18 protein-coding genes and 1 rRNA gene are annotated in these 25,416 nt (G+C 64.7%); 17 read left to right on the top strand and 2 right to left on the bottom strand.

Features of this window, described 5'->3' with window-relative positions; translation table 11 throughout:
• Nucleotides 1-51: 51 nt before the first annotated feature.
• The 8 genes from ACQ5BL_RS25110 (at nt 52) to ACQ5BL_RS25075 (ending at nt 13,784) form a co-directional block, all read left to right on the top strand.
• Nucleotides 52-6,045 carry an MBG domain-containing protein gene (locus tag ACQ5BL_RS25110; RefSeq protein ID WP_430293313.1) on the top strand — a complete coding sequence of 1,998 codons (5,994 nt, stop codon included), beginning with the start codon at nt 52-54 and terminating at the stop codon, nt 6,043-6,045.
• Nucleotides 6,046-6,047: 2 nt separating this feature from the next.
• Nucleotides 6,048-7,787, top strand: coding sequence for a ShlB/FhaC/HecB family hemolysin secretion/activation protein (locus tag ACQ5BL_RS25105; protein ID WP_243809296.1), 1,740 nt, complete (start codon nt 6,048-6,050; stop codon nt 7,785-7,787).
• An 18-nt stretch (nt 7,788-7,805) separates the two neighbouring features.
• The gene (locus ACQ5BL_RS25100; RefSeq protein WP_207888287.1) at nt 7,806-8,030 is read left to right on the top strand and encodes a hypothetical protein; all 225 of its coding nucleotides are present in this window, start codon (nt 7,806-7,808) and stop codon (nt 8,028-8,030) included.
• 410 nt (nt 8,031-8,440) lie between these two features.
• Entirely contained in the window at nt 8,441-9,730 is a 1,290-nt protein-coding gene (locus tag ACQ5BL_RS25095; protein ID WP_430293312.1) for an OmpP1/FadL family transporter, read from the top strand.
• A gap of 50 nt (nt 9,731-9,780) precedes the next feature.
• Nucleotides 9,781-10,452: a DUF3313 domain-containing protein gene (locus ACQ5BL_RS25090; protein WP_243809292.1), complete on the top strand. Its 672-nt coding sequence runs from the start codon at nt 9,781-9,783 to the stop codon at nt 10,450-10,452.
• A gap of 163 nt (nt 10,453-10,615) precedes the next feature.
• Nucleotides 10,616-11,041: a hypothetical protein gene (locus ACQ5BL_RS25085; RefSeq protein ID WP_430293311.1), complete on the top strand. Its 426-nt coding sequence runs from the start codon at nt 10,616-10,618 to the stop codon at nt 11,039-11,041.
• A 12-nt stretch (nt 11,042-11,053) separates the two neighbouring features.
• A complete protein-coding gene (locus tag ACQ5BL_RS25080) occupies nt 11,054-12,637 on the top strand; it encodes an alkyl/aryl-sulfatase (RefSeq protein ID WP_430293310.1) in 1,584 nt (527 codons plus the stop codon).
• A gap of 148 nt (nt 12,638-12,785) precedes the next feature.
• Nucleotides 12,786-13,784, top strand: coding sequence for an AraC family transcriptional regulator (locus tag ACQ5BL_RS25075; protein ID WP_243809289.1), 999 nt, complete (start codon nt 12,786-12,788; stop codon nt 13,782-13,784).
• Nucleotides 13,785-13,961: 177 nt separating this feature from the next.
• Here ACQ5BL_RS25075 and ACQ5BL_RS25070 read toward each other — a convergent pair whose 3' ends face one another.
• Nucleotides 13,962-15,890: an LTA synthase family protein gene (locus ACQ5BL_RS25070; protein WP_243809288.1), complete on the bottom strand. Its 1,929-nt coding sequence runs from the start codon at nt 15,888-15,890 to the stop codon at nt 13,962-13,964.
• A gap of 272 nt (nt 15,891-16,162) precedes the next feature.
• Between ACQ5BL_RS25070 and ACQ5BL_RS25065 the strand changes: the two genes are divergently transcribed.
• From ACQ5BL_RS25065 to ACQ5BL_RS25025, 9 genes are all read left to right on the top strand, one after another.
• Entirely contained in the window at nt 16,163-16,828 is a 666-nt protein-coding gene (locus ACQ5BL_RS25065) for a hypothetical protein (protein WP_243809287.1), read from the top strand.
• A gap of 202 nt (nt 16,829-17,030) precedes the next feature.
• Entirely contained in the window at nt 17,031-18,050 is a 1,020-nt protein-coding gene (locus ACQ5BL_RS25060; protein ID WP_243809286.1) for an iron ABC transporter substrate-binding protein, read from the top strand.
• Nucleotides 18,051-18,167: 117 nt separating this feature from the next.
• Entirely contained in the window at nt 18,168-19,670 is a 1,503-nt protein-coding gene (locus ACQ5BL_RS25055) for an ABC transporter permease (protein WP_243809298.1), read from the top strand.
• Nucleotides 19,667-20,734, top strand: coding sequence for an ABC transporter ATP-binding protein (locus ACQ5BL_RS25050; RefSeq protein WP_243809285.1), 1,068 nt, complete (start codon nt 19,667-19,669; stop codon nt 20,732-20,734). Before ACQ5BL_RS25055 ends, ACQ5BL_RS25050 begins: the two co-directional genes overlap by 4 nt.
• Nucleotides 20,735-20,874: 140 nt before the next feature.
• Nucleotides 20,875-21,648: a COG4705 family protein gene (locus tag ACQ5BL_RS25045; protein WP_430293309.1), complete on the top strand. Its 774-nt coding sequence runs from the start codon at nt 20,875-20,877 to the stop codon at nt 21,646-21,648.
• A gap of 9 nt (nt 21,649-21,657) precedes the next feature.
• Complete coding sequence (locus ACQ5BL_RS25040; RefSeq protein ID WP_243809282.1) at nt 21,658-22,095, top strand: hypothetical protein; 438 nt, start codon at nt 21,658-21,660, stop codon at nt 22,093-22,095.
• 95 nt (nt 22,096-22,190) lie between these two features.
• On the top strand, nt 22,191-22,856 hold the full coding sequence (locus ACQ5BL_RS25035) for a response regulator transcription factor (RefSeq protein ID WP_243809280.1): 666 nt from the start codon (nt 22,191-22,193) through the stop codon (nt 22,854-22,856).
• Nucleotides 22,832-24,187, top strand: a complete 1,356-nt coding sequence (locus ACQ5BL_RS25030; protein WP_430293308.1) for an ATP-binding protein — start codon at nt 22,832-22,834, stop codon at nt 24,185-24,187. The genes ACQ5BL_RS25035 and ACQ5BL_RS25030 overlap by 25 nt, the downstream gene beginning before the upstream one ends.
• A gap of 43 nt (nt 24,188-24,230) precedes the next feature.
• Nucleotides 24,231-25,004: a glutathione S-transferase family protein gene (locus ACQ5BL_RS25025; RefSeq protein WP_430293307.1), complete on the top strand. Its 774-nt coding sequence runs from the start codon at nt 24,231-24,233 to the stop codon at nt 25,002-25,004.
• 133 nt (nt 25,005-25,137) lie between these two features.
• Here the strand turns inward: ACQ5BL_RS25025 and rrf are convergent.
• A 5S ribosomal RNA gene (gene rrf, locus ACQ5BL_RS25020) occupies nt 25,138-25,253 on the bottom strand.
• Nucleotides 25,254-25,416: the final 163 nt, after the last annotated feature.

The raw sequence follows: 25,416 nt of genomic DNA, 5'->3' as shown, positions 1-25,416 counted from the left end.
CTCGGCCCGAGGCGAATCATTTCTCCTAGCTAACGCAATCAGGAGAAATCGATGAGCACTCAATCGAAGGCGGGAAAGGGACACCCCTGTTCACCGCTCACCACCCTCTGCATCGCCATCGCCCTGGCCTCGACCGGGGTCACCCTCCCTGTAACCCAGGTGCTTGCCGACAACCTGCCCCAGGGCGGCCAGGTCATCGGCGGCCAGGCGACCATCAGCCAGCAGGGCAAGCAGATGGACGTCAACACGTCCTCGGCCCGCACCGCGATCAACTGGCAGCGCTTCAACGTCGGCCCCGATCACAGGATCACCTTCAACCAGCCCGACGGTAAGTCCGTCACCCTCAACCGGGTGATCGGCGGCGATCCGTCGAAGATCTATGGCGCCATCACCTCCAACGGCCAGCTGATCCTGGTGAACCCCAACGGCGTGATGATCGGCCCCAACGCCCGCATCACCTCCAGCGCGCTGGTGGCCAGCGCCGGCTTCCTCACCGAGGAACAGGCCCGGCAGTTCAGCGCCACCGGCAAGCTGGACATCCAGCTCACCGGCGCGGTCACCAACCAGGGCCACATCACCGTCCATGACAACGGCATGGTCGCGCTGCTCGGCGCCCAGGTGAACAACGCCGGGGTGATCCAGGCCAAGAAGGGCATGGTGCAACTCGCCACCGGCCCCACCGCCACCCTCGACTTCCACGGTGACGGCATGCTCAACATCGCGGTGGGCGGCGAACCCGGCGAGCGGAACAGCGTCAACGGCGACGTCACCGGCGGCGTGCACAACAGCGGCGAGATCGATGTCGGCAACGGCACGGTGGCCATGAGTGCCCAGCGCGCGGCCAAGCACCTGGACTCGGTGATCAACGTCGGCGGCAACCTGGTGGCCGATTCGGTCAGCCACGACGGCGGCACTATCGTGCTGGGTAATTCGGACCGGACCAACGTGACCGGCAACCTCAGCGCCAAGGGCGTCAACGGCGGCCAGATCAAGGTGCAGGGTGACGACGTGAACCTTGCCGGTACCGCGAAGGTCGACGCCAGCGGCACCCAGGGCGCCGGCGGCAAGGTGCTGGTGGGCGGCAGCTACCAGGGCAGGGGCCCGGAACAGGCCGCGAAGTCCACCACCGTCGCCAAGGGCGCCCAGCTCAAGGCCGACGGCAAGACCGATGGCGGCCAGGTGGTGGTCTGGAGCGACGGCAAGACCCACTTCGCCGGCAGCGCCAGCGCCCAGGGCGGGCAGAAAGGCGGCGTGGTGGAGACCTCCGGCAAGCAACTGACCGTTGCGCCCGAGGCCCAGGTGAGTACGCGTGGCGGCCAGCAGTCAGGTAAATGGCTGCTCGACCCGGAGACCGTGAACATCAACGCCGATGGCGGCGCCCCCGGCAGCGACACGGTATCCGCCAGCGCCATCGCCTCGAACCTGAAGAACGGCGATGTCGAGATCGCCGCCAGCAACCGGATCAACGTCAACTCGGCGATCGTTGCGCCCGAGGCGGCCGGCCACACCTTGCGCCTGCTGGGCAACGGCAGCGTCGCAGCGCTCAGCGACTACCAGAACACCGGCAACGCCCTTGCGGACGCCAAGCGCAACGACAGCGGCTCGGTCTACATCAACGCACCGATCCTGCTCAGGGACGGCCACCTGTTCATCCTCGCCACCGGCGATGTGCTGCTCAACGACAACTCCGCCGGCAAGACCGGCGATGCCGCCTACCTGGGCCGCGCGATCATCGATGTCGGTCAGGGCACCGTGTGGATCAAGACCTCCAACAGTGCCTCGGTGATCCAGCAGGACAATACCGCGCTGATCGGCGACAAGGTGGCCGTGCAGGGCGCCAGCGTCCTGCTGCAAAGCCCGCTGAACTACGCCGGCACCCTCGCCGGCAAGGCCGGCAACGGCGTCTTCCACTACAACCAGACCGCCAACGGCGAGGTGAACACCGGCAAGGTGGACATCCAGAACAACGGCGTCACCGAGAGCCTCGACGGGATCAAGGCGCAGACCATCGAGAAGCTCGGCCAGCAGACCATCTGGAACCGCGAAGGCGACGAAGTCCACACCCTCAGTTACAACGGCCAGAGCTTCGAGTACCTGATCTTCGAAGCCATCGACTACGTCGACAACAAGGGCAACCCGCTGGACATGAGCGACAAGAAGTACAGCGCGCTCTCCGACACCGACTACAAGGTCAAATCCATCAGCTTCATCGATTCGGTAACCGGCGACCGCTGGACCATCAGCTCCAATCCCAATGCAGCCAGCCTGCTCAATGTCCTCAAGAACGGCGTCGCCACCACTGAACTTCCGCCGGGCTTCAGCCTGAGCGCAGCCCAGGGCGCCGTGGTCTCCGATACCGACGGCTGGGGCGTACTCGGCGGCGCCGGCGACCAGGGCAAGAACCCGCAGGCGCCTGGCATCACCGACAACCGCAGCACCGGGAAACGCGACCAGTTGCTGGTGGACCTGGGCACCAACACCACCCAGGCCCAGGCGAACTTCACCAGCATGTGGCACGACGGCAACGCGTACGAACGCGGGGTCGTGACCTACCTCGGCAGCCGCGACAACAGCACCACGGGCGGGGTCCAGCTCAACTCGCAGAAGGCGCAGCTCGAAGGCAAGATCGGTGACGTCCGGCGCGAGTACGGCGAAGCCAACCCCGAGCCGCAGATGGTCGGTGGCCTCACCGCGGGTCCCTCGGCGAACAGCCAGGCGGTCAAGGGCGTGGACGACTTCGTCGATCGCCAACTGAACCAGAACCGTTTCGACGCCAAGGTCACCGCTCACACCGATGCGACCGAGCACGCCAATGTCGGCGACTACAGGATCGACGGTCATGTCGACACCGACGGCTTCGTGGGCAAGCGCTATCAGGTCGCGGTTACCCCGGGGACGCTGAGCGTCGACCCTGCCGAGCTCACCGTCACCGCCAAGGACAAGAGCAAGGTCTACGGCGATACCGATCCGAAACTGGATTATGAGGTCTCCGGCGCCAAGCTGGACCAGGCCGGCGAAGACCTGCTCAACCGCGGCGCCCTCTCCCGCCAGGCTGGCGAGGATGTCGGCGAGTACGGCATCAACCAGGGCGGCCTCGGCCTGAACAACGGGCTGGGCGGCAACTACACCCTGAAGTTCGTCGATGGCAGGCTGGAGATCACGCCGGCCGAGCTCACGGTGACCGCCAACAACCAGAGCAAGATCTATGGCAATGGCGATCCGGAGTTCACCTACAAGGTCGATGGCTTCAAGTTCGAGGACGCGCAAAGTCCTGTGCTCAACGACGGAACCCTTGGCCGTGCCGCTGGCGAGGACGTGGGCAAGTACGCCATCAACAAGGGCACCCTCGCCCTCCTCACCGATGGCAAGGGCAAGAACTACACCCTCAAGTTCGTCGAGGGCAACCTCGAGATCACTCCGGCAGAACTGACGGTCAGCGCCGATGGCAAAACCAAGGTCTATGGCAACGCCGATCCGGCGCTGACCTACAAAGTGGTCGGTGGGCTGACCAACGGCGACCAGCTCAGCCAGTTGTCCTTCAGCGGCAACCTGGAGCGCATCGCCGGTGAGGATGTTGGCAACTACGCCATCAACCAGGGTGGCCTGGTGCTGCTCAAGGACGGCCAGGGCAAGAACTACACCCTCAAGTACGTGGGTGACCAGTTGCAGATCACCCCCGCCGAACTCACCGTCAAGGCTGACCCTAAGTCAAAAGTCTATGGCAACGCCGATCCGGAGCTGACCTACAAAGTGGTCGGTGGACTGACCAACGGCGACCAGCTCAGCCAGTTGTCCTTCAGCGGCAACCTGAAGCGCATCGACGGTGAGGATGTTGGCAACTACGCCATCAACCAGGGTGGCCTGGCGCTGCTCAAGGACGGCCAAGGCAAGAACTACACCCTCAAGTACGTGGGTGACCAGTTGCAGATCACCCCCGCCGAACTCACCGTCAGGGCTGACGATAAGTCGAAAGTCTATGGCAACGACGACCCGTCCCTGAGCTACTCGATCATCGGCGGCCTGAAGAACGGCGACAGTGCCGGGCAGTTCACCTTCCAGGGCAGCCTGACCCGCGACTCCGGGGAAAACGTCGGCGACTACCTCATCCGCCAGGGCGGCCTGGCACTGCTCAGCGATGGCCAGGGCAAGAACTACACCCTGAAGTATGTCGATGGAAACCTGACGATTACCCCCGCCACCCTGACCGTGACTGCCCAGGACAAGAGCAAGGTCTATGGTGACGTCGATCCGGCGCTCACCCATGTGGTTTCCGGCCTGAAGTTCAACGACACCGAAGCCTCCGTACTCAACGGCGGCCGCCTGGTCCGTGACGCCGGCGAGGACGTCCGCGCCGGCGGATACACGATCCACCAGGGCAGCCTGGGGCTGAACAACGGCCAGGGCAGCAACTACGTACTGGCATTCGTCGACGGCAAGCTGACCGTCACCCCCGCCTCGCTCAAGGTCAGCGCCGACAACACCGGCAAGGTCTATGGCGACCTCGACCCGAAACTGACTTACCAGGTCAGCGGGCTGAAGGGCAAGGACAGCGCCGCCGACGTGCTCAATGGCGGGCAGCTCGACCGGCAGGCCGGCGAGAACGCCGGCCAGTACGGCATCGGCCACGGTTCGGTGAGCCTGAACGATGGCAAGGGGCAGAACTACATCCTCAGCTATGAGGCCGGCACCTTCACCATCACGCCCGCCACCCTGCTGGTGCGCGCCGACGACCAGAGCAAGGTCTACGGCGAGATCGACCCCGCGCTCAGCTACAAGGTCTCCGGATTCAAGCGCGGTGACGATCAGGCATCGGCACTGGCTGGCAACCTGGCGCGCCAGGCCGGCGAGGACGTGAAGGCCGGCGGTTACGCCATCGGCCAGGGCGACCTGGCGAGCACCAGCCAGAACTACATCCTGCACTATGAAAGCGGCACCTTCACCATCACCCCGGCGTCGCTGCAGATCGATTTCGACAGCCACTCCAAGGTCTACGGCGAAATCGACCCGCACCTGAGCTACCGCATCAGCGGCCTGGCCAACGGCGACACCGCACAGGCCGTGCTCAACGGCGGCGCGGCCAGCCGGGTCGCCGGCGAGAACGTCGGCACCTACGGCATCGGCCAGGGCAACCTCGGGTTGAACGATGGCAAGGGTGGCAACTACATCCTGACCTTCAAGGATGGCCAGCTGGCGATCACCCCCGCCGAGCTGACCGTGACCGCCGACAACAAGACCAAGGTCTACGGAGATCTCGATCCGCGGCTGACCTACAGCGTCGATGGCCTCAAGCGCGGCGACAGCGCCGCGGGCGTGGTCAGCGGCGACCTGGCGCGGATCAGCGGCGAGAACGTGAAGGACGGCGGCTATGCCATCACCCAGGGCAACGTCGTCCTGAGCAGCGGCAACTACCGCATGGTGTTCAAGGACGGCAACCTGCAGGTCACCCCGGCGCAGCTGGTGGTCAGCGCGGACAACCAGGCCAAGACCGTCGGCCAGACCGATCCTGCGCTCAGCTACCAGGTCAGCGGCCTGAAGAACGGCGACAGCGCCGGTGTGGTGAAAGGCTCGCTCGGCCGCGAGGCCGGGGAAACCGCCGGCACCTACGCGATCGGACAGGACCAGGCCTTCACCGCCGGCAGCAACTACACCGTGGTCTTCCGCGACGGCGCCCTGACCATCACCGGCCCGCTGGCTCCGCTCGACCCGGTGCAGCCAGTCGACCCGCTGCCGCCCAGCAGCGGCACGCCGACAGGTCCCCTGCCGGTCACCGCGCAGTCCCCCGGCAACACCCGTTGCACAGCCCTGGAGTCGCCCTCGGCGGCCTCGGCCAACTACACGGTCTCGCCGGCGGTGGCCCGCACCTACGCCGTGCAACTGATCTGCAAACCCCGCGCCTATGGCGACAAGACCAGCACCACGCCGGACATCCGCGACGTGCTCAGTTACGCCAACAGCCTGATCAAGGACGGCAAATTCGTCGCCCCCACCTGGAACCGCAGCGTGATCCCCCACGACCTGAAGGTTCCGAGCAAGGGAGGTAAATAGTCATGAAAACCCATCCCTCAACCCTGACTCGCCTGGCCACCGCGGTGCTCTCCGTCATGCTGCTGGGTGCCCAGGTCCAGGCCGCTCCGCTGGGGCAGCTCAACCCCGGCCGGGTCGAAGTCCCGGATCGCAGCGGCGTCCGTAGCTCCCCCACGGAAATGCCCGGTACCCTGGAACTGCCGGACAGCGTGATCGTCCCGGAACTGCAACCCGAGCCGCAGGAACTGGAAGCCCTGCCGAGCACGCGCTTCCTGGTCAACAAGGTCACCCTCGAAGGCGCCACCAGCTACCCGCGCGGTACCTTCGATGCCGTGCTGCAACGCCTGGAAGGCCACCGGGTGACCCTGGGCGAAATCCAGGCGGTGGCCGACACCATCACCCAGCGTTACCGCAAGGCTGGCTTCCTGCTGGCCAGGACCTACATCCCGCAGCAGCGCCTCGAAGGCGGCAACCTGGTGCTGCGGGTGTTCGAAGGCAAGGTCAACGAAGTCAGCTTCCAGGGCCCGACCAACAAGGCCCTGCAACGCTACGCCGATAACATCCGCCAGGAAGTCCCGCCCACCAGCGCCACAATCGAGCGCAACCTGCTGCTGATGAACGACGTCTCGGGCAACAGCAGCCAGGGCACGCTCAACGCCTCCCCGGTGGAGAACGGCACCGACCTCGCGGTGCAGAACACCCTGCGCAAGTACGAAGGCTTCTTCGGCTTCGACAACCGCGACAGCCGCTACTTCGGCCCCTGGCAGGTGTACGGCGGCGTCGGGGTGAACGACCTGACCGGCAACGGCGACCACCTAGGCATCCGCGCCGGCAAGTCCATCGAAGGCGACAAGATGACCTTCTTCGAGGGGCAGTACGAGCTGCCTGTGGGCAGCCGGGGTGATGTGGTCAGCTTCCTGGCCCAGCACAACGACGGCCACGCCGACACCTACTCCTTCCTCAACGCCAACAGCCAGGGCGACACCTTCGCGGTGCGCATCACCCGTCCGTGGATTCGCCAGCGCGACCAGACGTTCAAGACCTCGGCCGCCTTCACCTACTACAACGGCACCTCCGAGTACCTGGACGACAAGAGCCTGCCGCCCTCCAGCGAAGACCGCATCCGCGCCATTCGCCTGGGCGCGAGCTACGACTGGTTCGACTCCTTCGGCGGCAAGAACCTGGTCAAGGCCGAACTGAGCAAGGGCCTGGCGATCATGGGCGCCAGCAGCGAAAGCCGCGCCAACCCGTCCCGCGAGGGCGGCGAGACCGACTTCAGCAAGCTGCAGGTCGACGCGCAGCGGCTGCAGGACCTGTCCAGGCTCATGGATGGCCTGAACCTCTACATCGCCGGCACCGCGCAGACCGCGTTCGGCCAGCGCCTGCTCTCGCCCGAGCAGTTCGGCGTCGGCGGCAGCGAGTTCGGCCGTGGCTACGACCCGTCGGAGATCACCGGCGACAGTGGCTTCGCGGTCAAGACCGAGCTGCAGTACAACCACCTGCATACGCTGAAGGACTACGCGATCCCGACCCAGTACTACACCTACTGGGACTTCGGTAAGGTCTGGAGCCGCGACCCCACCTGGGTCAGCAGCGAAAGCCTGTCCTCCACCGGTGTCGGCGCCCACTACAACGTCTACCCGGACACCTACGTCTCGCCGGAAGTCGCCTTCCCGCTGACCCGCTCGGTATCCGCCAAGGAGATCGACAACGACAACGGCAAGGCACCGCGTTTCTACATCAACTTCCTGAAGCTGTTCTAGAGGCCGGAGGGCAACGCCATGAGACCGCCATTCGATGCGCCCTGTACCATCCGCAGCGCATCCTTCAACAACGACATCGCGGCCGAACTGCTGCTGGAGCTGCAGCACCGTTACCTGCCACCGCCCGCCCTCGCCGCTCGCATCGAGGATGCGCTGCAGCACATGGACGAGGACGCCCGGGCGCTGGAAGCGCTCTATCAGTCCATCGCCCGGCGCGAGCTGCTGCTGGTCCGCCAGGTCTAGCAACCCGATGGGACGGTGAGCCCGGTTTCTTCCGGCTCACCGTCCCGTCTGCTCCCGCAGTCTTCCTACAGCGAATTTCGTGGCGTGCTATTCATCTGAGGATGTTTCAGCACCTGTATCATTTCGCGACAGCCAGCTTTCGCACGTTGGCAATAAATACCTTCCGAAATAATATTTTTCACCACAGATCACCTCAGATTTACCCCATCCCGCCCGCTTCTCTTCACGAACCATCGCCTGTCGTGAAATGTGCACCTGCGCCCCATTCGCCTTGCGCATCTCTTCTCGCGCTCTAGGCTGTCGTCCAAAGCCAACGAATGGCGCCGGGCGGTTTCGCAACGTTTCAGAACCCGCGGAATAGAGCTGGCCGCATGCCGTCACTGGTAGAGATTCAGCAGCAGGGGATGCTCATGAAGGGATACAAGAACCACGCCGCGCGGATCGGTCTGACGTCCCTGTGCGGACTGTTCGCCGGGCACGCGTTCGCCGGCGGCATCCTGATCTACGAAGCCGGCCAGGAAGGCGCGGGCCTTGCCAACGCCGGCGCCGCCGCCCTGGCCAGCGACCCCAGCGTGCTGATGAGCAACCCGGCGGGAATCACCGAGCTGGTCGGCACCCAGGTCAGCGCCAATGCCCAGGTGATTCTCGGCGACATTCGCTTCTCCCGCGATGGCAATAACCAGTTCAGCGGCAACGAAGGCGGCAACGCCCTGCAATGGCTACCCAGCGCGAGCCTGTTCATCAGCCACCGGATCGACGAGCGCTCGGCGGTCGGCTTCGGCATGTACGGCAATTTCGGCCTGGCGCTGGACTACGACGACGACTGGGCGGGCCGCTATTTCAGCCAGGAAACCGCGATCATCGGCGTGTCCTTCCAGCCCACACTCGCGCACAAGTTCACCGACGACCTGTCCATCGGCATCGGCCCGCGCATCCTGTATGGCTATTACCGCAGCGAAATGGCCATCAACAACAACCTGCTGGGCCTGGCGGACCGGCCGGACGGCCAGCTCGAATACAAGGACACGGACACCGGCGTCGGGGTCAACCTCGGCCTGCTCTATCGCGTCGACGAGCGCACCCAGGTCGGCCTTGCCTACACCAGCAAGGTGAAGCTGGAGTTCGAGGACAGCCCGGACGTGCGCAACGTCAGTAACCCGCTCATCAAGGCCGCGCTGAACCGCCTGGATGTCGACTCGCTGGAACTGGACATGAACGTGCCGCAGACCGTGGTGCTGAGCGTGGCCCATCAGCTCGATGCGCAGTGGAAGCTGCTCGGCAGCCTCGGCTGGCAGGACTGGAGCGACTTCGGCCAGATCGGCGTGGAGGTGGACGCCAACGCCGGCGGCGTGGATCGCACCGTCGACCGCCAGTACAAGGACACCTGGCACGCCTCCGTCGGCGCCCAGTACCAGGCCACGCCGAAGCTGCGCTGGAACATGGGCCTGGGCTACGACAGCTCGGCGGTGGACGACAAGGACCGCACCGTGGACAACCCCATGGCCGAGAACTGGCGGCTGGCGACCGGGGTGAACTATCAGCTCGACGAGGGGCTGGATGTGCACCTGGCCTACACCCTGGTGTGGCTCGGCGACATGGAAGACGAACAGACCAAGTTGCGCTCGGGCACCACGCTGTCGGGCACTTACCACAACGCCGCCCTGCACATCATCGGCGGCGGCGCGACCTGGCGCTTCTAGCGCCACGGACCGGCTCCCCGATCTACCGATCCTCCACAAGGAATGCTGCGATGAACTGGAAACTCCTGACCCTGCCGCTCTGCCTCACCGCCCTGACCCTTGCCGGCTGTGCCAGCAAGTACGTCGAACCCGAGCAGTATTCGGGCTTCCTCAAGGACTACAGCGGACTTGAGGAGCATAAGTCGCCCAGCGGCGCGGCGGTCATGCGCTGGATCCAGCCGGACCTGAACGTCAACCGTTTCACCAGCGTCTACATCGAGCCCAGCCAGCTCTACCCGCAGCCCAAGCCCACCGAGAAGATCCCGGCGAGCACCCTGACGGGCATTACCCAGTACTACGACCAGGCGCTGAAGACCCAATTCTCCAAGGCCCTGCCGCTGGCCACCGGCCCCGGCCCGGGCGTGCTGGTAGTGCGCCCGGCGATCACCGCCGTCAGCGCCAAGACCAAGGGCCTGCAGCCCTACGAAGTGATCCCCATCGCCCTGATCGCCGCCGGCATCAGCACCGCCACCGGCATCCGCGACCAGGACACCAGCATCGCCACCGAAGCCGCGTTCCTCGACGGCGGCAATGGCCAGGTCGTAGCCGAAGTGGTGCGCAAGGGCGCCGGCGCGGAGCTGGATAATTCCTCGCAGGTCATGCAGGCCAAGGACGCCCGCGCCGTGCTCGATGGCTGGGCCTCGGACATGCTCAAGTCCTTCCAGGCCCTGAAGAACCGCTAAACCCGAACTGGCGAAACCACCTTCCGGCCCTGCCGGAGGCCACCTCACGCCCTGGCGGCGCCGAAATGCACCGTCGTTATCCCTGTTGAAACGCACCACGTCAAACATCGCTGGCAGTTACCTGGACGGTACAGCGCACAAGGAAAGCAAGAAGGAGCTTGTCATGAAAGCAATCGCCCGATCCTCAATCCAGCCTGGCAGCCAGGCAGCAACCGGCCTGTGGAAACTCAGCGCCTCGTTCCTGCTCGCGGCCTCCATCTCGATGACCACCCAGAGCTGGGCGGCGGAGACAGCGAAGCCGGCATCGGATGCCACCAAGGCGGCCAACAACGCCCTGCTCAAGGAACTGCCCTTCGAGGACAAGACCTCGTTCGAGCTGGCCCACAAGGGCTTCATCGCCCCGCTGCCCCAGGAGCCGATCAAGGGCGCCTCCGGCAATATGATCTGGGACCCGGCCAAGTACGGTTTCATCAAGGAAGGCGAGGCAGCCCCGGATACCACCAACCCGAGCCTGTGGCGGCAGTCCCAGCTGATCAATATTTCCGGCCTGTTCGAAGTCACCGACGGCATCTACCAGGTGCGCAACTAGGACCTGTCGAACATGACCATCGTCGAGGGCAAGAGCGGCATCACCATCTTCGACCCGCTGATCTCCGAGGAAACCGCCAAGGCGGCGCTGGAGCTGTACTACAAGCACCGGCCGAAGAAGCCCGTGGTCGCGGTGATCTACACCCACAGCCATGTGGACCACTACGGCGGCGTGCGCGGCGTGGTGGACGAGAAGGATGTGAAGGCCGGCAAGGTCAAGATCTATGCGCCGGCGGGCTTCCTCGAACACGCCGTGGCCGAGAACGTGATGGCCGGTACCGCCATGAGCCGCCGCGCCAGCTACATGTACGGCAACCTGCTGCCGCCGAGCGAGACTGGCCAGTTGGGCGCCGGCCTGGGCACCACTACCTCCGCCGGCACCGTGACCCTGATTCCGCCCACCGACATCATCAGCAAGACCGGCGAGAAGCGGGTGATCGACGGCCTCACCTACGAGTTCCTCTACGCGCCGGGCAGCGAGGCGCCGGCCGAGATGATGTACTACATCAAGGAGAAGAAGGCCCTGAACACGGCCGAGGACTCCACCCACACCCTGCACAACACCTACTCGCTGCGCGGCGCGAAGATCCGCGAACCGCTGCCCTGGTCCAAGTACCTCAACGAAGCGCTGAAGATGTGGGGCGACGACGTGAAGGTGATGTACGCCATGCACCACTGGCCGGTCTGGGGCAACAAGGAAGTCCGTGAGCAACTGTCGTCGCAGCGCGACATGTACCGCTACATCAACGACGAGACCCTGCGCCTGGCCAACAAGGGCTACACCATGACCGAGATCGCCGAGCAGGTGAAACTGCCCAAGTCGATCGCCTCGCGCTTCTCCAACCGTGGCTACTACGGCTCGCTCAACCACAACGTCAAGGCCACCTACGTGCTGTACCTGGGCTGGTTCAACGGCAACCCCGCCACCCTGAACGAGCTGCCGCCGGACGAGGAAGGCAAGCGCTACGTCGACATGATGGGCGGCGCCGATGCCGTGCTGAAGAAGGCCAGGGAGTACTACGACAAGGGTGACTACCGCTGGGTGGCCGAGGTGGTGAACCACGTGGTGTTCGCCGACCCGGGCAACCAGGCTGCGAAGAACCTGCAGGCCGACGCGCTGGAGCAACTGGGCTACCAGGCTGAAAGCGGCCCGTGGCGCAACTTCTATCTCACCGGCGCGAAGGAGCTGCGTGAGGGCGTACAGAAGCTGCCGACTCCGGACACCGCAAGCCCGGACACCGTGAAGGCCATGGACCTGGACCTGTTCTTCGACTACCTCGCCATGCGCCTGAAAGGGCCTGAGGTGGCGGACAAGCACATCGCCCTCAACCTGGACTTCACCGACCTGAAGAAGAAGTACCTGCTGGAGATGGGCAACGGCGTGCTGAACCACACCGAAGGCCTGCAATCCAAGGAAGCCGACGCCACGCTCACCCTGACCCGCGACACCCTGAACAAACTGATGCTCAAGCAGACCACCCTCAAGGACGCGGTCGCGGCAGGCGAGCTGAAGGTCGACGGCAACCAGGAGAAGCTCGGCGAGCTGATGAGCTACATGGATAACTTCGACTTCTGGTTCAACATCGTCACCCCCTGATGCTCCTCCCGATGCCTGGAGGCATCGCTGGCAAGCCGTCGGCCAAGGCCGATGGCTTGCCTTTTTTCACGACGGCCTGGCGTCACGGGGCTGTCCGGGACTAAAACTGCTCCCAGCGCTGGAAGCGTAAAGCAGGACGTAACACACCATGGACACTATTCGCGGCACAGCCTTTCTGCAGTTTGGCGAACTGCTTACCGAACGCGGCGCCTCCCTGCGCGCGCACCTTGCGCCTCACCACATCGGCATGGATGTCGTCGGCAACTACGAGAAGAAATTCTCCTACCGCAGCCTGGTGCAGATCTTCGAAGGCAGCGCCCACGCCCTGGCAATGCCGGAACTGGGACTGGAGCTGGCAACCCGGCAGCGATCCACGCTGCTCGGCCCGATCCAGCACCTGGCGCAAACCGCCCCCACCGCGGGCGACGGCCTGATCGCAGCGGTGCGCTACATGCGCGTCTACAGCCCGTCGATCATCTTTCACCTGGAGCGCCGGGGCGATAGCACCCTGCTCTGCTTCGACAATGCCCTCCCCTGCATCCAGGAAATCCCGCAGATCGTGGAAAAATCCCTGCTCCACGGCCGACTGCTGATGACCGAACTGCTGGGCGAGCCGCTCAAGCCAACTGCCGTGCTGCTGCGCCACCCGCCGCAGGCGCCGGCCTCGGTGTATCAACGCTACTTTGGCTGCCCGGCGCTGTTCGGCCAGGAGTACAACGCGCTGGCGATCAGCCTGCGGGACATGCAGCGTCCCTGCGTCCGGCATGACCCGATGCTGCATTCGATCGTGAAGTTCTACCTCGAAGCCCATGCCAACCCCGATGAAAAGCTCGGCTTCGAAGTGGGACGGCACATCCAGGCGCTGCTGCCCAAGTATCGCTGCACCCTGGAGCAGATCGCGCTGATCCTCGACCTGCATCCCCGCACGCTGCAACGCCGACTGGCCAACGATGGCATCGACTTCGAGGAGCACGTCGACGAAATCCGCCGCCGTCGGGCAGAGCAGTTGCTGGGGCAGTCGGACCTGAGCATCGGGCAGATCGCCCACGAGTTGGGCTACCGGCGCTCCACCTCGTTCTGCCGCGCGCACCAGCGCTGGTTCGGCATGCCGCCGCTCGAACACCGGAAGCTGCTGAAGGCGTTGTGACAGCCAAGGGCGGGCGCGGGCATCGTTGCTCGGACCCTGGTGCGGTCTATAGGGCGGGAATCGCGGGATGGATGACCAGCGGCTTGCTGTACCCGGACGGGACAGCGGAAAGCCGCTGGATGTATCAACCGACCGGACAGGGACGCCCCACAGCGGCGCCCTGCCCGATCCGGGGGCTTACTCTGCCGGGGTCGGCTTCCAGTCCAGCAGGTGATGGGTGAAGCCAAAGCTGGCCGACTGGTAGTAGCTGATCGCGCGCTTCACCAGCGGGTCATCCGATTTCGCGCTCACTTCATCGCTCGCACCCAGGGCCTGGTTGTGGCGGCGCAGTGCGGCGCGCGGGCTGAGAATGGCGAGGTCCTGGCCATCGAAGAGGCCCAGGTGCTGGTAGTTGCCAATCACCACGCGCGGCGGCAGGGTGTTTTCCGCCATCAGGTTGCGCCCGTAGAAGGTCGAGGTGTAGCTCAGGTTCAGGATCGACAGCAGGGTCGGCGCCAGGTCGAGCTGGCTCGCCAACTCGCCGCGCTCACCCACGGGCAGCAGCTTGGGCGCATAGATGAACAGCGGGATCTGGTAGTTCACCACCGGCAGGTCTTCCTTGCCCGCGCTGCCGGCCGTGTGGTCGGCCACGAAGACGAAGATGGTGTTGTCGAACCACGGCTTGTCCTTCACCGCCTGGAGGAACTTGCCGATGGCGTAGTCGGTGTACTTGACCGCGCCGTCACGACCATTGCCCGAGGGGATGTCGATACGGCCGTCCGGGTAGGTATAAGGACGGTGGTTCGAGGTGGTCATCAGCTGCAGCAGGAACGGCTGGTTCTTGGCGAAGTCCTCGTCCGCGAGCTTGACTGCCTGCGCGTAGAGATCCTCGTCACTCATGCCCCAGGCATTCTTGAAGTGGATGTCGGACTCCTGGACGCTCGACTGGTCGACGATGCGATAGCCGTTGCCGCCGAAGAAGGCGTTCATGTTGTCGAAGTAGCCACGGCCGCCGTACAGGAAGACCGCATCGTAGCCGACGGCTTGCAACTGCTGGCCAAGGCTGCCGAAGCCGCTCTCGCGGCCGATGCGCTTGACGATGGAGCGTCCCGGGGTCGGCGGAATCGACAGGGTGATGGCTTCCAGGCCACGGTCGGTACGGGTGCCGGTGGCGTAGAAGTTGTTGAAGTAGAGGCTGTTGCGGCGCAGCTCATCCAGGTTCGGCGTGAGGTTGCGGCCATCGCCGTTGCTGCCCAGGTACTTGGCGCTGAGACTCTCGATGGTCACCAGGATGACGTTGTGCTTCTTCGGTGCGCCCTCATTGGTGATGGTGCGGCGGATGTCCATCGGATCGGTACCGACGAAGCGCGCGTTGGGCTCGGCCAGTTCGGCGCGCATCTGCTGGGCCACTTCCTGGGCCGGCAGCGTCGCATAGAACTGCGGGTAGTCCAGTTCGTTGTTGCGGAATGCGGCGAAGAACTGGTACGGGCCGTTGCTCTCCAGCTCGCGGGCATAGGTGTTGCCGCCCTGGCCGCGCGGGCGGTCCTGGTCAACCAGGAAACCGGCGAGCAGCGCCATCAGCACCAGACCTGCGCAGCCCAGGAGGCGACGACGGAAGGCCGGGACTTCGGATGCGCAGATCGCCCGCAGCGCCTTGAACAGGCCCAGGGTCACGACCAGCGAGGCGCCGGCCAGGATGCTCAGGAGCAGGCCGATGGGATAGGACTCGAGGATGTTGTTCAGGACTTCATCGGAGTAGACCAGGTAGTCGACGGCGATGAAGTTGAAGCGGACTCCGAACTCATCCCAGAACAGCCACTCGGCCACCGCGGTGAACAGCATCACGTAGGTACTGACGAAGAGCACGGCGGCCAGAATCCAGCGCCAGGACCTGGCACGCCAGAGCCGGGCGGGAAGCAGCAGCAGCCCTATTCCGAGCGGCAGCAGCGCATAGACCAGGAAGCTCAGGTCGTAGAGCAGGCCAATGACAAAGACCGAGACATGTCCGGCGCCCAGATCCGACAGGTGACCCGCCATGAGAACCACGCGGGTCACGAAGAAGACGATCAGCCACAGCAAGGCGGTCAGCGCGAGGAAGCGCATCGGGGCCGAACGAAGAAATTGCATGGATACTTCCTTATCGTTATGCGCGAGCCCTGGCGGCCTGCAGCGCTTCTAATGTGCCGAGAACGGCTAGCGGCCGTGACTGTACACCGGATTACGAAAAGAAATTGTCAAATTGAACGCGACTGCGGAGCGGTCACGCTTCAGTCCGATATCCCGCATTCGGCGGGGCACTACTCTCCGTGCAATCGGAATCACCACGACTTTTTCACATGTCCTTGACGAGACCTTGATCGCCCAACCCGATAATGGCGGTAACTGTCGAGCCTGTGCCCATGAACGAACCCCAACGCCCATTTGCCTCTGCCGGACATCGCGAGAACGATGGCGTTGCCAGCAACACGCTCAGTGCCTTCCTGCGCACCCGCATTGCCGAATGGCGGAAGAAGCGACTGCTTCGACTGGCCCTGCGCGTTGCCGAAGAGCCCATTCTCATGCTCGAAGTCTCGCAATCGCCAGGCGCCTTCTGGCCCGTGCTGCTGGAACACAGCAACCGGATCATCGTGGCGACCTCCCCGGCCGCCGACTCCCTGCTCGCCGCCCACCAGAAGCTGCCCAATGCCATGACCCGGCGCATCAAGACCATGCCGGGCCCGCTGGACTATTCGGAGCTGGGCGACGGCTCGGTCGATTGCATCCTGATCTCCGAAGTGCCTCCGACGGACTGCAACGCGGCCACCATCCGGCTGCTGGATCAATTGCACCCCGTGACCCGCGATACCGTGATCCTCTTTGCGCGGGTGGGCCGCCAGCGTCCGCTCGATGACACGCAGCAGCCCTGCCCTTGCGGCTCGGGCAGCGAATCCCACGCCGCAGTTCCAACTCCCACCAGCGCAAAGGCCCTGGAACACGCGTTCCAGCAGGTCGGCTTTTCGCAGATCAAGCACTACAACTTCCTGCCCGGCGTGGATGGCATTCGCGTTTACGTACTCAGGAAGTAACCCGCGCTCCAGCGAGGCCGCCCCGTAGCCTCTGGCGCCCCTCTCCCCCCACTGCTTGCCAGGCGCACCCTCCGCGCAATGTTTCGCTCGATTATCAAATGAGAATGACAATTTTTTAACAGGCTTCGAGCGATCATCTCCGTCATTCACCAGCAACGCCCCGGCCGGGGCGTTCGACAGAACCTATCCGGAGTTGCGATTGATGAAAGTACGCGGTGCCTCGTGGGTCTTCCTGGGAGCGGTTGGAGTAGCGGCACTGCTGGGCACGAGCCCGTCGTTCGCGGCGTCGGACAGCAACGGCATCGTGGTCTACAACGCTCAGCATGAATCGCTGACCAAGGCCTGGGTCGAGGGCTTCACCAAGGAGACCGGCATCAAGGTCACCCTGCGCAATGGCGACGACAGCGAACTGGGCAACCAGATTGTCCAGGAAGGCAAGGCTTCCCCGGCAGACGTCTTCCTGACCGAAAACTCCCCGTCGATGGTCCTGGTCGACAACGCCGGGCTGTTCGCACCGGTGGCGCCCACCACCCTCTCCCAGGTTGGCGCCCCCTACCGCCCGGCCAACGGGCACTGGGTCGGCATCGCCGCCCGCTCCACGGTATTTGTCTACAACAAGAACATGGTCAAGGAAGCGGACCTGCCCAAGTCGCTCCTGGACCTTGCCGAGCCGCAGTGGATCGGCCGCTGGGCCGCATCGCCGGCCGGTGCCGACTTCCAGGCCATCGTCGGCGCCCTGCTGGAGCTCAAGGGCGAGGCGGCAACCCTCGAATGGCTCGAAGCGATGAAGGCCGGCGCCAAGGTCTACCGTGGCAACAACTCCGTACTCAAGGCCGTCAACGCCGGCCAGATCGACGGTGGCGTGATCTACCACTACTACTACGTCGGCGACCAGGCCAAGACTGGCGAGAACAGCAACAACGCAGCGCTCCATTACTTCAAGCACAAGGACCCGGGCGCCTTCACCAGCCTCTCCGGCGGTGGCGTACTGGCGTCCAGCAAGCATCCAAAGGAGGCCCAGGCCTTCCTGCAATGGATCACCAGCAAGCAGGGCCAGGCCGTGCTGCGGGACGGCAAGTCGTACGAATACGCCGTGGGTGAAGGCGTGCAGTCGAACCCGAAACTCGTCCCGCTGGATCAGCTCGACGCCCCGCTCATCGACGTTTCCAAACTGGATAGCCGGAAGGTCGTGGACCTGATGACCCAGGCAGGCTTGCTGTAAGTGACCGCCCAACAGTTCGGGCCGAAGGCCCGTACCCAAGACGCCACGGGCGCGGAGAAATCCGCCCCCGTGGCGTTCCTGCGGCGTCGACTGCGCAATGGTTCCGGCCAGCAATGGATGCTGGCCGTTGCGCTTCTGGTTTCCGCGTTCGCCATTCTCCCGCTGCTCTTCGTGGCCAGCGCAGGCATCCAGGCCGGCTTTCCGCTGATCGCCAAACTGGTGTTCCGGCCACGGGTCGCGGAGCTGCTGTACAACACGCTCCTGCTGATCGCCCTGACCGTCCCGCTCTGCGTGCTCCACGGCGTGGCGATGGCCTGGTTGACCGAACGCACCCGGCTGCCCGGCCGGCGGCTGCTGTCCCTGCTGGTCGTCGCCCCGCTGGCGATTCCGGCGTTCGTCCACAGTTACGCCTGGGTCAGCCTCGTGCCGTCGCTGCATGGCCTGTTCCCGGCCGTGCTGGTCTCGGTGATCGCCTACTCGCCCTTCATCTACCTGCCGGCGGCGGCCGCGCTCCGACGCCTGGACCCGGTCCTGGAAGACGTGGCCGAGTCGCTGGGCGAACGGCCTTTCACGGTGTTCCGCCGTGTCGTCCTGCCCCAGTTGCGCGTCGCCATCTGGGGCGGTTCGCTGCTGGTGGGGCTGCATCTGCTGGCGGAATACGGCCTCTTCGCGCTGATTCGCTTCGACACCTTCACCACGGCGATCTTCGACCAGTTCCAGTCGTCCTTCAGCGGCCCCGCTGCGAACATGCTGGCTGGCGTCCTGGCCCTTGCCTGTCTGCTGCTGCTCACCGCCGAGTCGGCCACCCGCGGCTCTGCACGCTACGCCCGTATCGGCGCCGGCAGCCCACGCGCGCCTCGGCAGTACGCGCTGGGCAAGGCCTGCACCGGCATCGCCCTGCTGCTTTGCGCGACCTTCACCGCCCTCTCGCTCGGCGTCCCCCTGGTCACCCTGGGGAAATGGCTGTCGGCGGGCGGCATCGAAGTCTGGCGCTCCGACGAACTCCTGGTCTGCCTGGGGCAGACAGTGCTGCTTGGTGCGGCGGGCGCGCTGCTCACGACCATCGCCGCGGTGCCGATCGCCTGGATTTCGGTACGCGCGCCGAGCAGGCTGCAGCGCCTGCTGGAAGGCAGCAACTACGTCGCCAGCGCGCTGCCGGGAATCGTCGTCGCACTGGCGCTGGTCAGCCTGACCATCAAGTTCGCCCAGCCGCTGTACCAGACCGTCGCCACCGTGCTGCTGGCTTACGTGCTGATGTTCCTGCCGCGGGCGCTGGTCAGCCTCCGGGCCGGGCTTTCCCAGGCGCCCGTCGAACTGGAGAACATCGCCCGCAGCCTTGGGCGCACCCCGATGCAGGCAATCTGGGGCGTCACCATCCGCTTCGCCGCGCCCGGCGCTGCGGCGGGCGTGGCCCTGGTATTCCTGGCGATCGTCAATGAGCTCACCGCGACCCTGCTGCTGTCACCGAGCGGGACCGCCACCCTGGCCACCGCCTTCTGGGCGAAGACCAGCGAGATCGATTACGCCGCGGCGGCGCCGTACGCGCTGATGATGATCCTGCTGTCCCTGCCGCTGACCGGGCTTCTTTACCAACAATCCAAGCGAGTAGCAGGCCGATGAGCACTCTCGAACTCAAGTCCGTGTCTCGGTTCTTCGGCGCGTTCGCAGCGATAGAGAACTTCAGTCTGTCCGTGCCGGCGGGCGGCCGGGCGGCGATCGTCGGCCCTTCAGGCTCCGGCAAGACCACCCTGCTGCGCCTGATCGCCGGCTTCGAAGTGCCTGACCTGGGCTCGATCACGCTCGGCGATACGACGCTGGCGGACAACGCGACCTTCATCCCCGCCCATCGCCGGCTCATCGGCTATGTGCCGCAGGACGGCGCGCTGTTCCCGCACCTGTCGGTTGGCGAGAACATCGGTTTCGGGCTGCCCAGGAGCATGGAGAAGCGCTCGCAGCGGATCGATGAGCTGCTGGAGATGGTCTCGCTGAACAGCAGCATGGCGCAGCGCTGGCCCCATGAGCTCTCCGGCGGGCAGCAACAGCGGGTGGCGCTGGCCCGGGCGCTGGCGCAAAGCCCTCGGCTGATGCTGCTGGACGAACCCTTCTCCGCCCTGGACAGCGGCCTGCGTGCTTCCATGCGCAAGGCGGTCACCCAGGTACTGGGCGATGCCGGCGTTACTGCGATACTGGTCACCCACGATCAGGAAGAGGCGCTTTCGTTCGGCCATCAGTTGGCGGTGATTCGCCAGGGACGCCTGGTCCAGGCCGGCGCGCCCAAGGCGCTGTACTTCCGACCGGTCGACGAGGACACCGCCACCTTCCTGGGCGACGCCCTGGTGTTCCCCGCCGACATCCAGAATGGCTGGGCGCAGTGCCCGCTGGGCAAGGTCCGGGTCGACAGCCCGAAAGCCAGCGGACAAGGGCAGGTCATGCTGCGTCCCGAGCAACTCCACCTGCGCCATGGCCAGGCGCTTCCCTCCGGCACGGACGGCTGCTTCGGCACCGTGCTGAGCAGCGACTTCGGCGGCGACAAGTGCTCGGTCATGGTTCAGCTGGAGGCCCCGCATGCCGAAGCCTCCGCACTGTCGATCCACGTCAGGGTACCGGCGATGGATTGCCCCGACATCGGGACGCGTGTCCACATCGGTGTCAGCGGCGGCGCCCATCTGTTCCCTGCCAGCTAGATCGGTTCGCGGTATCGCCCCCGCGTGGCGATACCGCGCTTCTGCGACCACAGCGACGGCCGCCCCTCAGTCTCAGCTAAGTTTCACCCCTTAGGCTCTCTTCCACGCCAACTGATGCGTAGCCGAAGAGACGCCTCGCCATGACCACCAGCACAAGGGCCAACTGGCTCAATAAAGTCCCCGAGGTAACCCTCGCCTTCTGGGTCATCAAGATCATGTCCACCACCGTGGGCGAGACCTTTGCCGACTTCCTGGCCGTGGATGCGGGCTGGGGCCTCGGTATCACCACGGCAGCCATGGCGGCCCTGTTCGCCGCCGCCCTGGCCGGGCAACTGCGCAGCCGCGCCTACACCCCGTGGATCTACTGGCTGACGGTTGTCGTGGTGAGCATCCTCGGCACCCAGCTGACCGACATCCTCACCGACGTGCTGGATGTCAGCCTGTACACCAGCACCGCGGTGTTCGCCGGGCTGCTGGCGGTCAACTTCGCTGTCTGGTACGGCGTCGAACGCAACCTGTCCATCCGCGAAATCGTCACGCCTCGCCGCGAGCTCTTCTACTGGACCACCGTGCTCTGCACCTTCGCCCTAGGCACCGCCGCTGGCGACCTGGCCACCGAGGCGCTGAGCATGGGGTTCACCGTCGGAGCCGTTCTGTTCGGCGGCTTGATCGCGGCAACCTTCGCGGCCTGGCGCCTCGGAGTCAGCCCGGTGCTGAGCTTCTGGATCGCCTACATCCTCACCCGCCCGCTCGGAGCATCGCTGGGCGACCTCCTCACCCAGGCCAAGACCTACGGCGGGCTTGGAATGGGCGCTACCTGGACCAGCGCGATCTTCCTGTGCGTGATCCTCATCCTGGTCACGGCGGCGCAGCTTGGCGCCAACAAATCCCTCGCTCAATCGAATGCTTCCTGAGGAACCATCATGCCCAACTTCAAGAACGTGCTCTGCAAGGTCTCCCTGGCGTGCGCCATCGCCCTCCTCGGCCTCGCCGCCGGCTGCTCGAAACCGAGCGAGCCCAAGGCCGGCACCACAGCGCAAGCGGCCGCATCCGCCAGCAGCGCCACGCAGCTCGGCGATCTTTCCGAGTTCCGCGGCATCGCCGCCGACGTGACGGGAATGGTGGAGAAGAACGAGCTGGCAAACGCCAAGGCGCGAATCAAGGACCTGGAGCTCGCCTGGGACAATGCCGAGGCCGGGATCAAGCCGCGCGCCGCCAGTGACTGGCACCTGCTCGACAAGGCCATCGACCGGTCGCTCGATGCGCTGCGCGACAGCAGCCCGCAGCAAGCCACCTGCAAGGCGGCGATGGACGACCTGATGAAGACTTTCGACAAGCTCCAGGGCAAGCCGCAAGCCTGATCCAGCGCAGGCTTCCCCTGCAAGGGGCTATCGTCAGATGATGTCGGCGATGCGCAGTCCGCGCATCGCTCGTTCAGCTCCTCCGAGGCAGGGACATGCGAATTCTGTTGGTCGAAGACGACCCGATGATTGGCGAGGCCATCGAGGGCGCATTGAAGGACGCCGGCTACGCCGTGGATTGGGTGACTGACGGCCTGACCGCGCTCGCCGCCCTTGGTACCCATAGCTACGACCAGGTCCTGCTCGATCTGGGCCTGCCGGGGCGAGACGGACTGGGTGTCCTCGAGACGCTGCGGGCACAGGACAACCCCGTGCCCCTGCTGATCATCACCGCGCGGGACAGCCTGGATGACCGCCTGCGGGGCCTGGACGGAGGCGCCGACGACTACCTGCTGAAACCCTTCGAGATGGCCGAACTGCTGGCCCGGATGCGCGCCGTGATGCGGCGCAAGGGCGGCAGCGCAGCGCCTGTGCTGAGCAACGGCGTCGTGTCCCTGGACCCGGTCTCGAAGCAGGCCAGCAGCGCCGAAGCCCGGGACGTGCAGCTCTCCAACCGGGAGTTCAGCCTGTTGCAGGCCTTGCTGATACGGCCGGGAGCGATTCTGTCCCGCAGCGATCTGGAGGACCGCATCTACGGTTGGGGGCATGAAGTGGAGAGCAATGCGGTGGAGTTCCTGATCCACGCCTTGCGGCGAAAGCTTGGCAACCAGGTCATCAAGAACGTCAGGGGGATGGGATGGATGGTCTCAAAAGGCGACTGAACGAGTCGGTACAGTTCCGCCTCTCTGCCGCCCTGTCGGTCACCATCCTGATTGTCGCCCTGCTGGCCGGCCTCTTCGCCTTCGTCTCGGCCTATGACGAGGCGCTGGAGATGCAGGACAACACGCTCAAGCAGGTTGCGGCACTCTTCGAACGCCAGCAGATGACCCTTCGCTATCCCCTGGATACGCCCACTATCGCCGGCGATAACGAGGAAACGCGGGTTGTCGTGCAGTACCTCGCCGACGGGGCCAAGGCTCCGAAAGCAGGCGACAACAGCTTGCCGCTTCCCCTCCCCACCGGGCTGCCTGACGGTTTCTCTACCATCAAGGTTGCCGATGAGCAGTTCCGGGTGCTGGTCCGCACCACAACCACGGGCGAACGCGTCGCCATCAGCCAGGAAACCGAAAGCCGAGAACGCGACGCGCGCGAAAGCGCCTGGCGAGGCCTTGTCCCCTTCGTGATTCTCATACCGGTACTGCTATTGGTAGTGGCCGATCTGATTCGCAAACTGTTCCGCCCGATCGCGACACTGGCCGAGCAGATCGATCGACGGGACGAGCAGGACATGGCGCCTATCGACGCGAGCTACCTGCCGACGGAAGTCCGGTCCTTTGCACTGGCGATCAATCGCCTTCTCGGGCGAGTGGCCAGGTCGATCGAGTCGCAACGCCGATTCGTCGCGGACGCGGCCCATGAACTGCGTTCCCCGCTGACGGCACTTTCGCTTCAGGCGGAACGCCTGGCGGCTACCGAAATGTCCGGCCAGGCCAGGGAGCGGCTGGCGAAACTGAGGCAGGGAATCGACCGCGGCAGAAATCTGATCGATCAGTTGCTGATGCTCGCCAGTGCCCAGTCTTCGTCGCCTGGCACGGCATCGCCCGTCTCGATCCACAAGATCTATCGTACGGTTCTGGAAGACCTGCTCCCTCTTGCGGAGAAAAAGCAGATCGACCTTGGCGTGGATGGTGATGACTGCCAGATCGTCGCGAGCGAACTCGACCTTCAGGCGCTGATAAAGAACCTCGCCGACAATGCCGTGCGGTATACGCCTGCCGGCGGGAAAATCGATCTCCTGGTGCACCGCCGGGGGGAAAGGGTCGTCCTGCAGGTCAGGGATACCGGCCCCGGCATTCCGGAGTCCGAGCGAGAACGGGTGTTCGACGCGTTCTACCGGGTGCCTGGAAACCCGGAAATCGGCTCAGGACTGGGCCTGTCGATCGTGAAGACGATTGCGGCGCGAATCGGGGCGAGCGTCTGCCTGGACTTCACCGATCGCGCGGCGCGGACCGGGCTCTGCGTGTCGCTGGAATTCCAGACGAACGCGGCCTGACAGCCGCACCGGCGTGAAGGGGTCACGAGCGAGGGTTATGCCAATGAGCAACGCTGGCGTTCAACCTGCTGTACTGATCACGATGCCGCACAGCCACTACAGCGAAAAGGCGCGGTGGGCGCTCGACAGGCTGTCACTTCCCTATCAGGAACAACCGCATATCCCCCTGCTGCATCGCCTGGCCACAACACGCAATGGCGGTAGCAGCGTACCGGTGCTGGTTCATGGGGCTGCATATTTCACCGACTCCACCGATATCCTGATGCACGCAGACCGAGCGCGAGGCGGCGGCTTGCTGTATCCGCTCGATGCCGGTCAGCGACAGGAAGTCGAAGCATTTGAAACCCGATTCGACGAAGATCTTGGCATTCACGCGCGACGCTGGGCCTATGCGCAATTGCTGGCCGAGCGTTCCCTGCTCCGGCAAGCGATGTCACGCGGCGTGCCTAAGCTGGAAGCGGCCCTGCTTCCGCTGATCCTGCCGGCAATCGTGCGGGTCATTCGCAAAGCACTCCGAATCACACCGGAAAGCTCAGCGCGCTCCCTCGATCGGGTACGCAGCCTATTCAAGGAAGTCGGTGATCGACTGGAGGATGGTCGACAGTTTCTGGTCGCCGATCGTTTCACCGCAGCAGACCTGACCTTTGCGGCACTCGCCGCGCCGGTACTCTTCCCTACCGGTTACGGTGCCGCCTACCCCGCGCTGGACGAAGTCCCCAGCGCTATGCGCAACGAAGTCCTGCGCCTGCGCGACTCCGACGCCGGCAAATTTGCCCTGCGCCTGTACCTGCAGGAACGCAACCAAACGCTTTCGTAGGAGCGGACTCCGTCCGCGAGGCCGTTGCATCAGCTTGCACAACCGCCCAGGCTGGGCGTCATCCGGCCCACTTTCCCGCGCGCAAAAGCAAAGCCCCCGGCCAGCGATGCTGACCAGGGGTCTTGGGATAGGAGCTTGACGATGACCTACTCTCACATGGAGAAACTCCACACTACCATCGGCGATGCGTCGTTTCACTACTGAGTTCGGGATGGGATCAGGTGGTTCCAACGCTCTATGGTCGTCAAGCAATTCTTTATGGACGCTCGTGGCAAGTGCACACGTTCATCCAGATTCGGGTATGTGACAGGTCTTTGCGGTTCACACGAACTTTCGGTTCGTTACGTCTTCACCGTACAACACGCAAATTGTTTGGGTGTTATATGGTCAAGCCTCACGGGCAATTAGTATC

The sequence above is a fragment of the Pseudomonas sp. B1-22 genome (assembly GCF_050474425.1).
Taxonomy (GTDB): Bacteria; Pseudomonadota; Gammaproteobacteria; order Pseudomonadales; family Pseudomonadaceae; genus Pseudomonas.
Note: the sequence above shows the minus strand (reverse complement) of the source record. Positions and strands in the feature narration are given on the sequence as shown.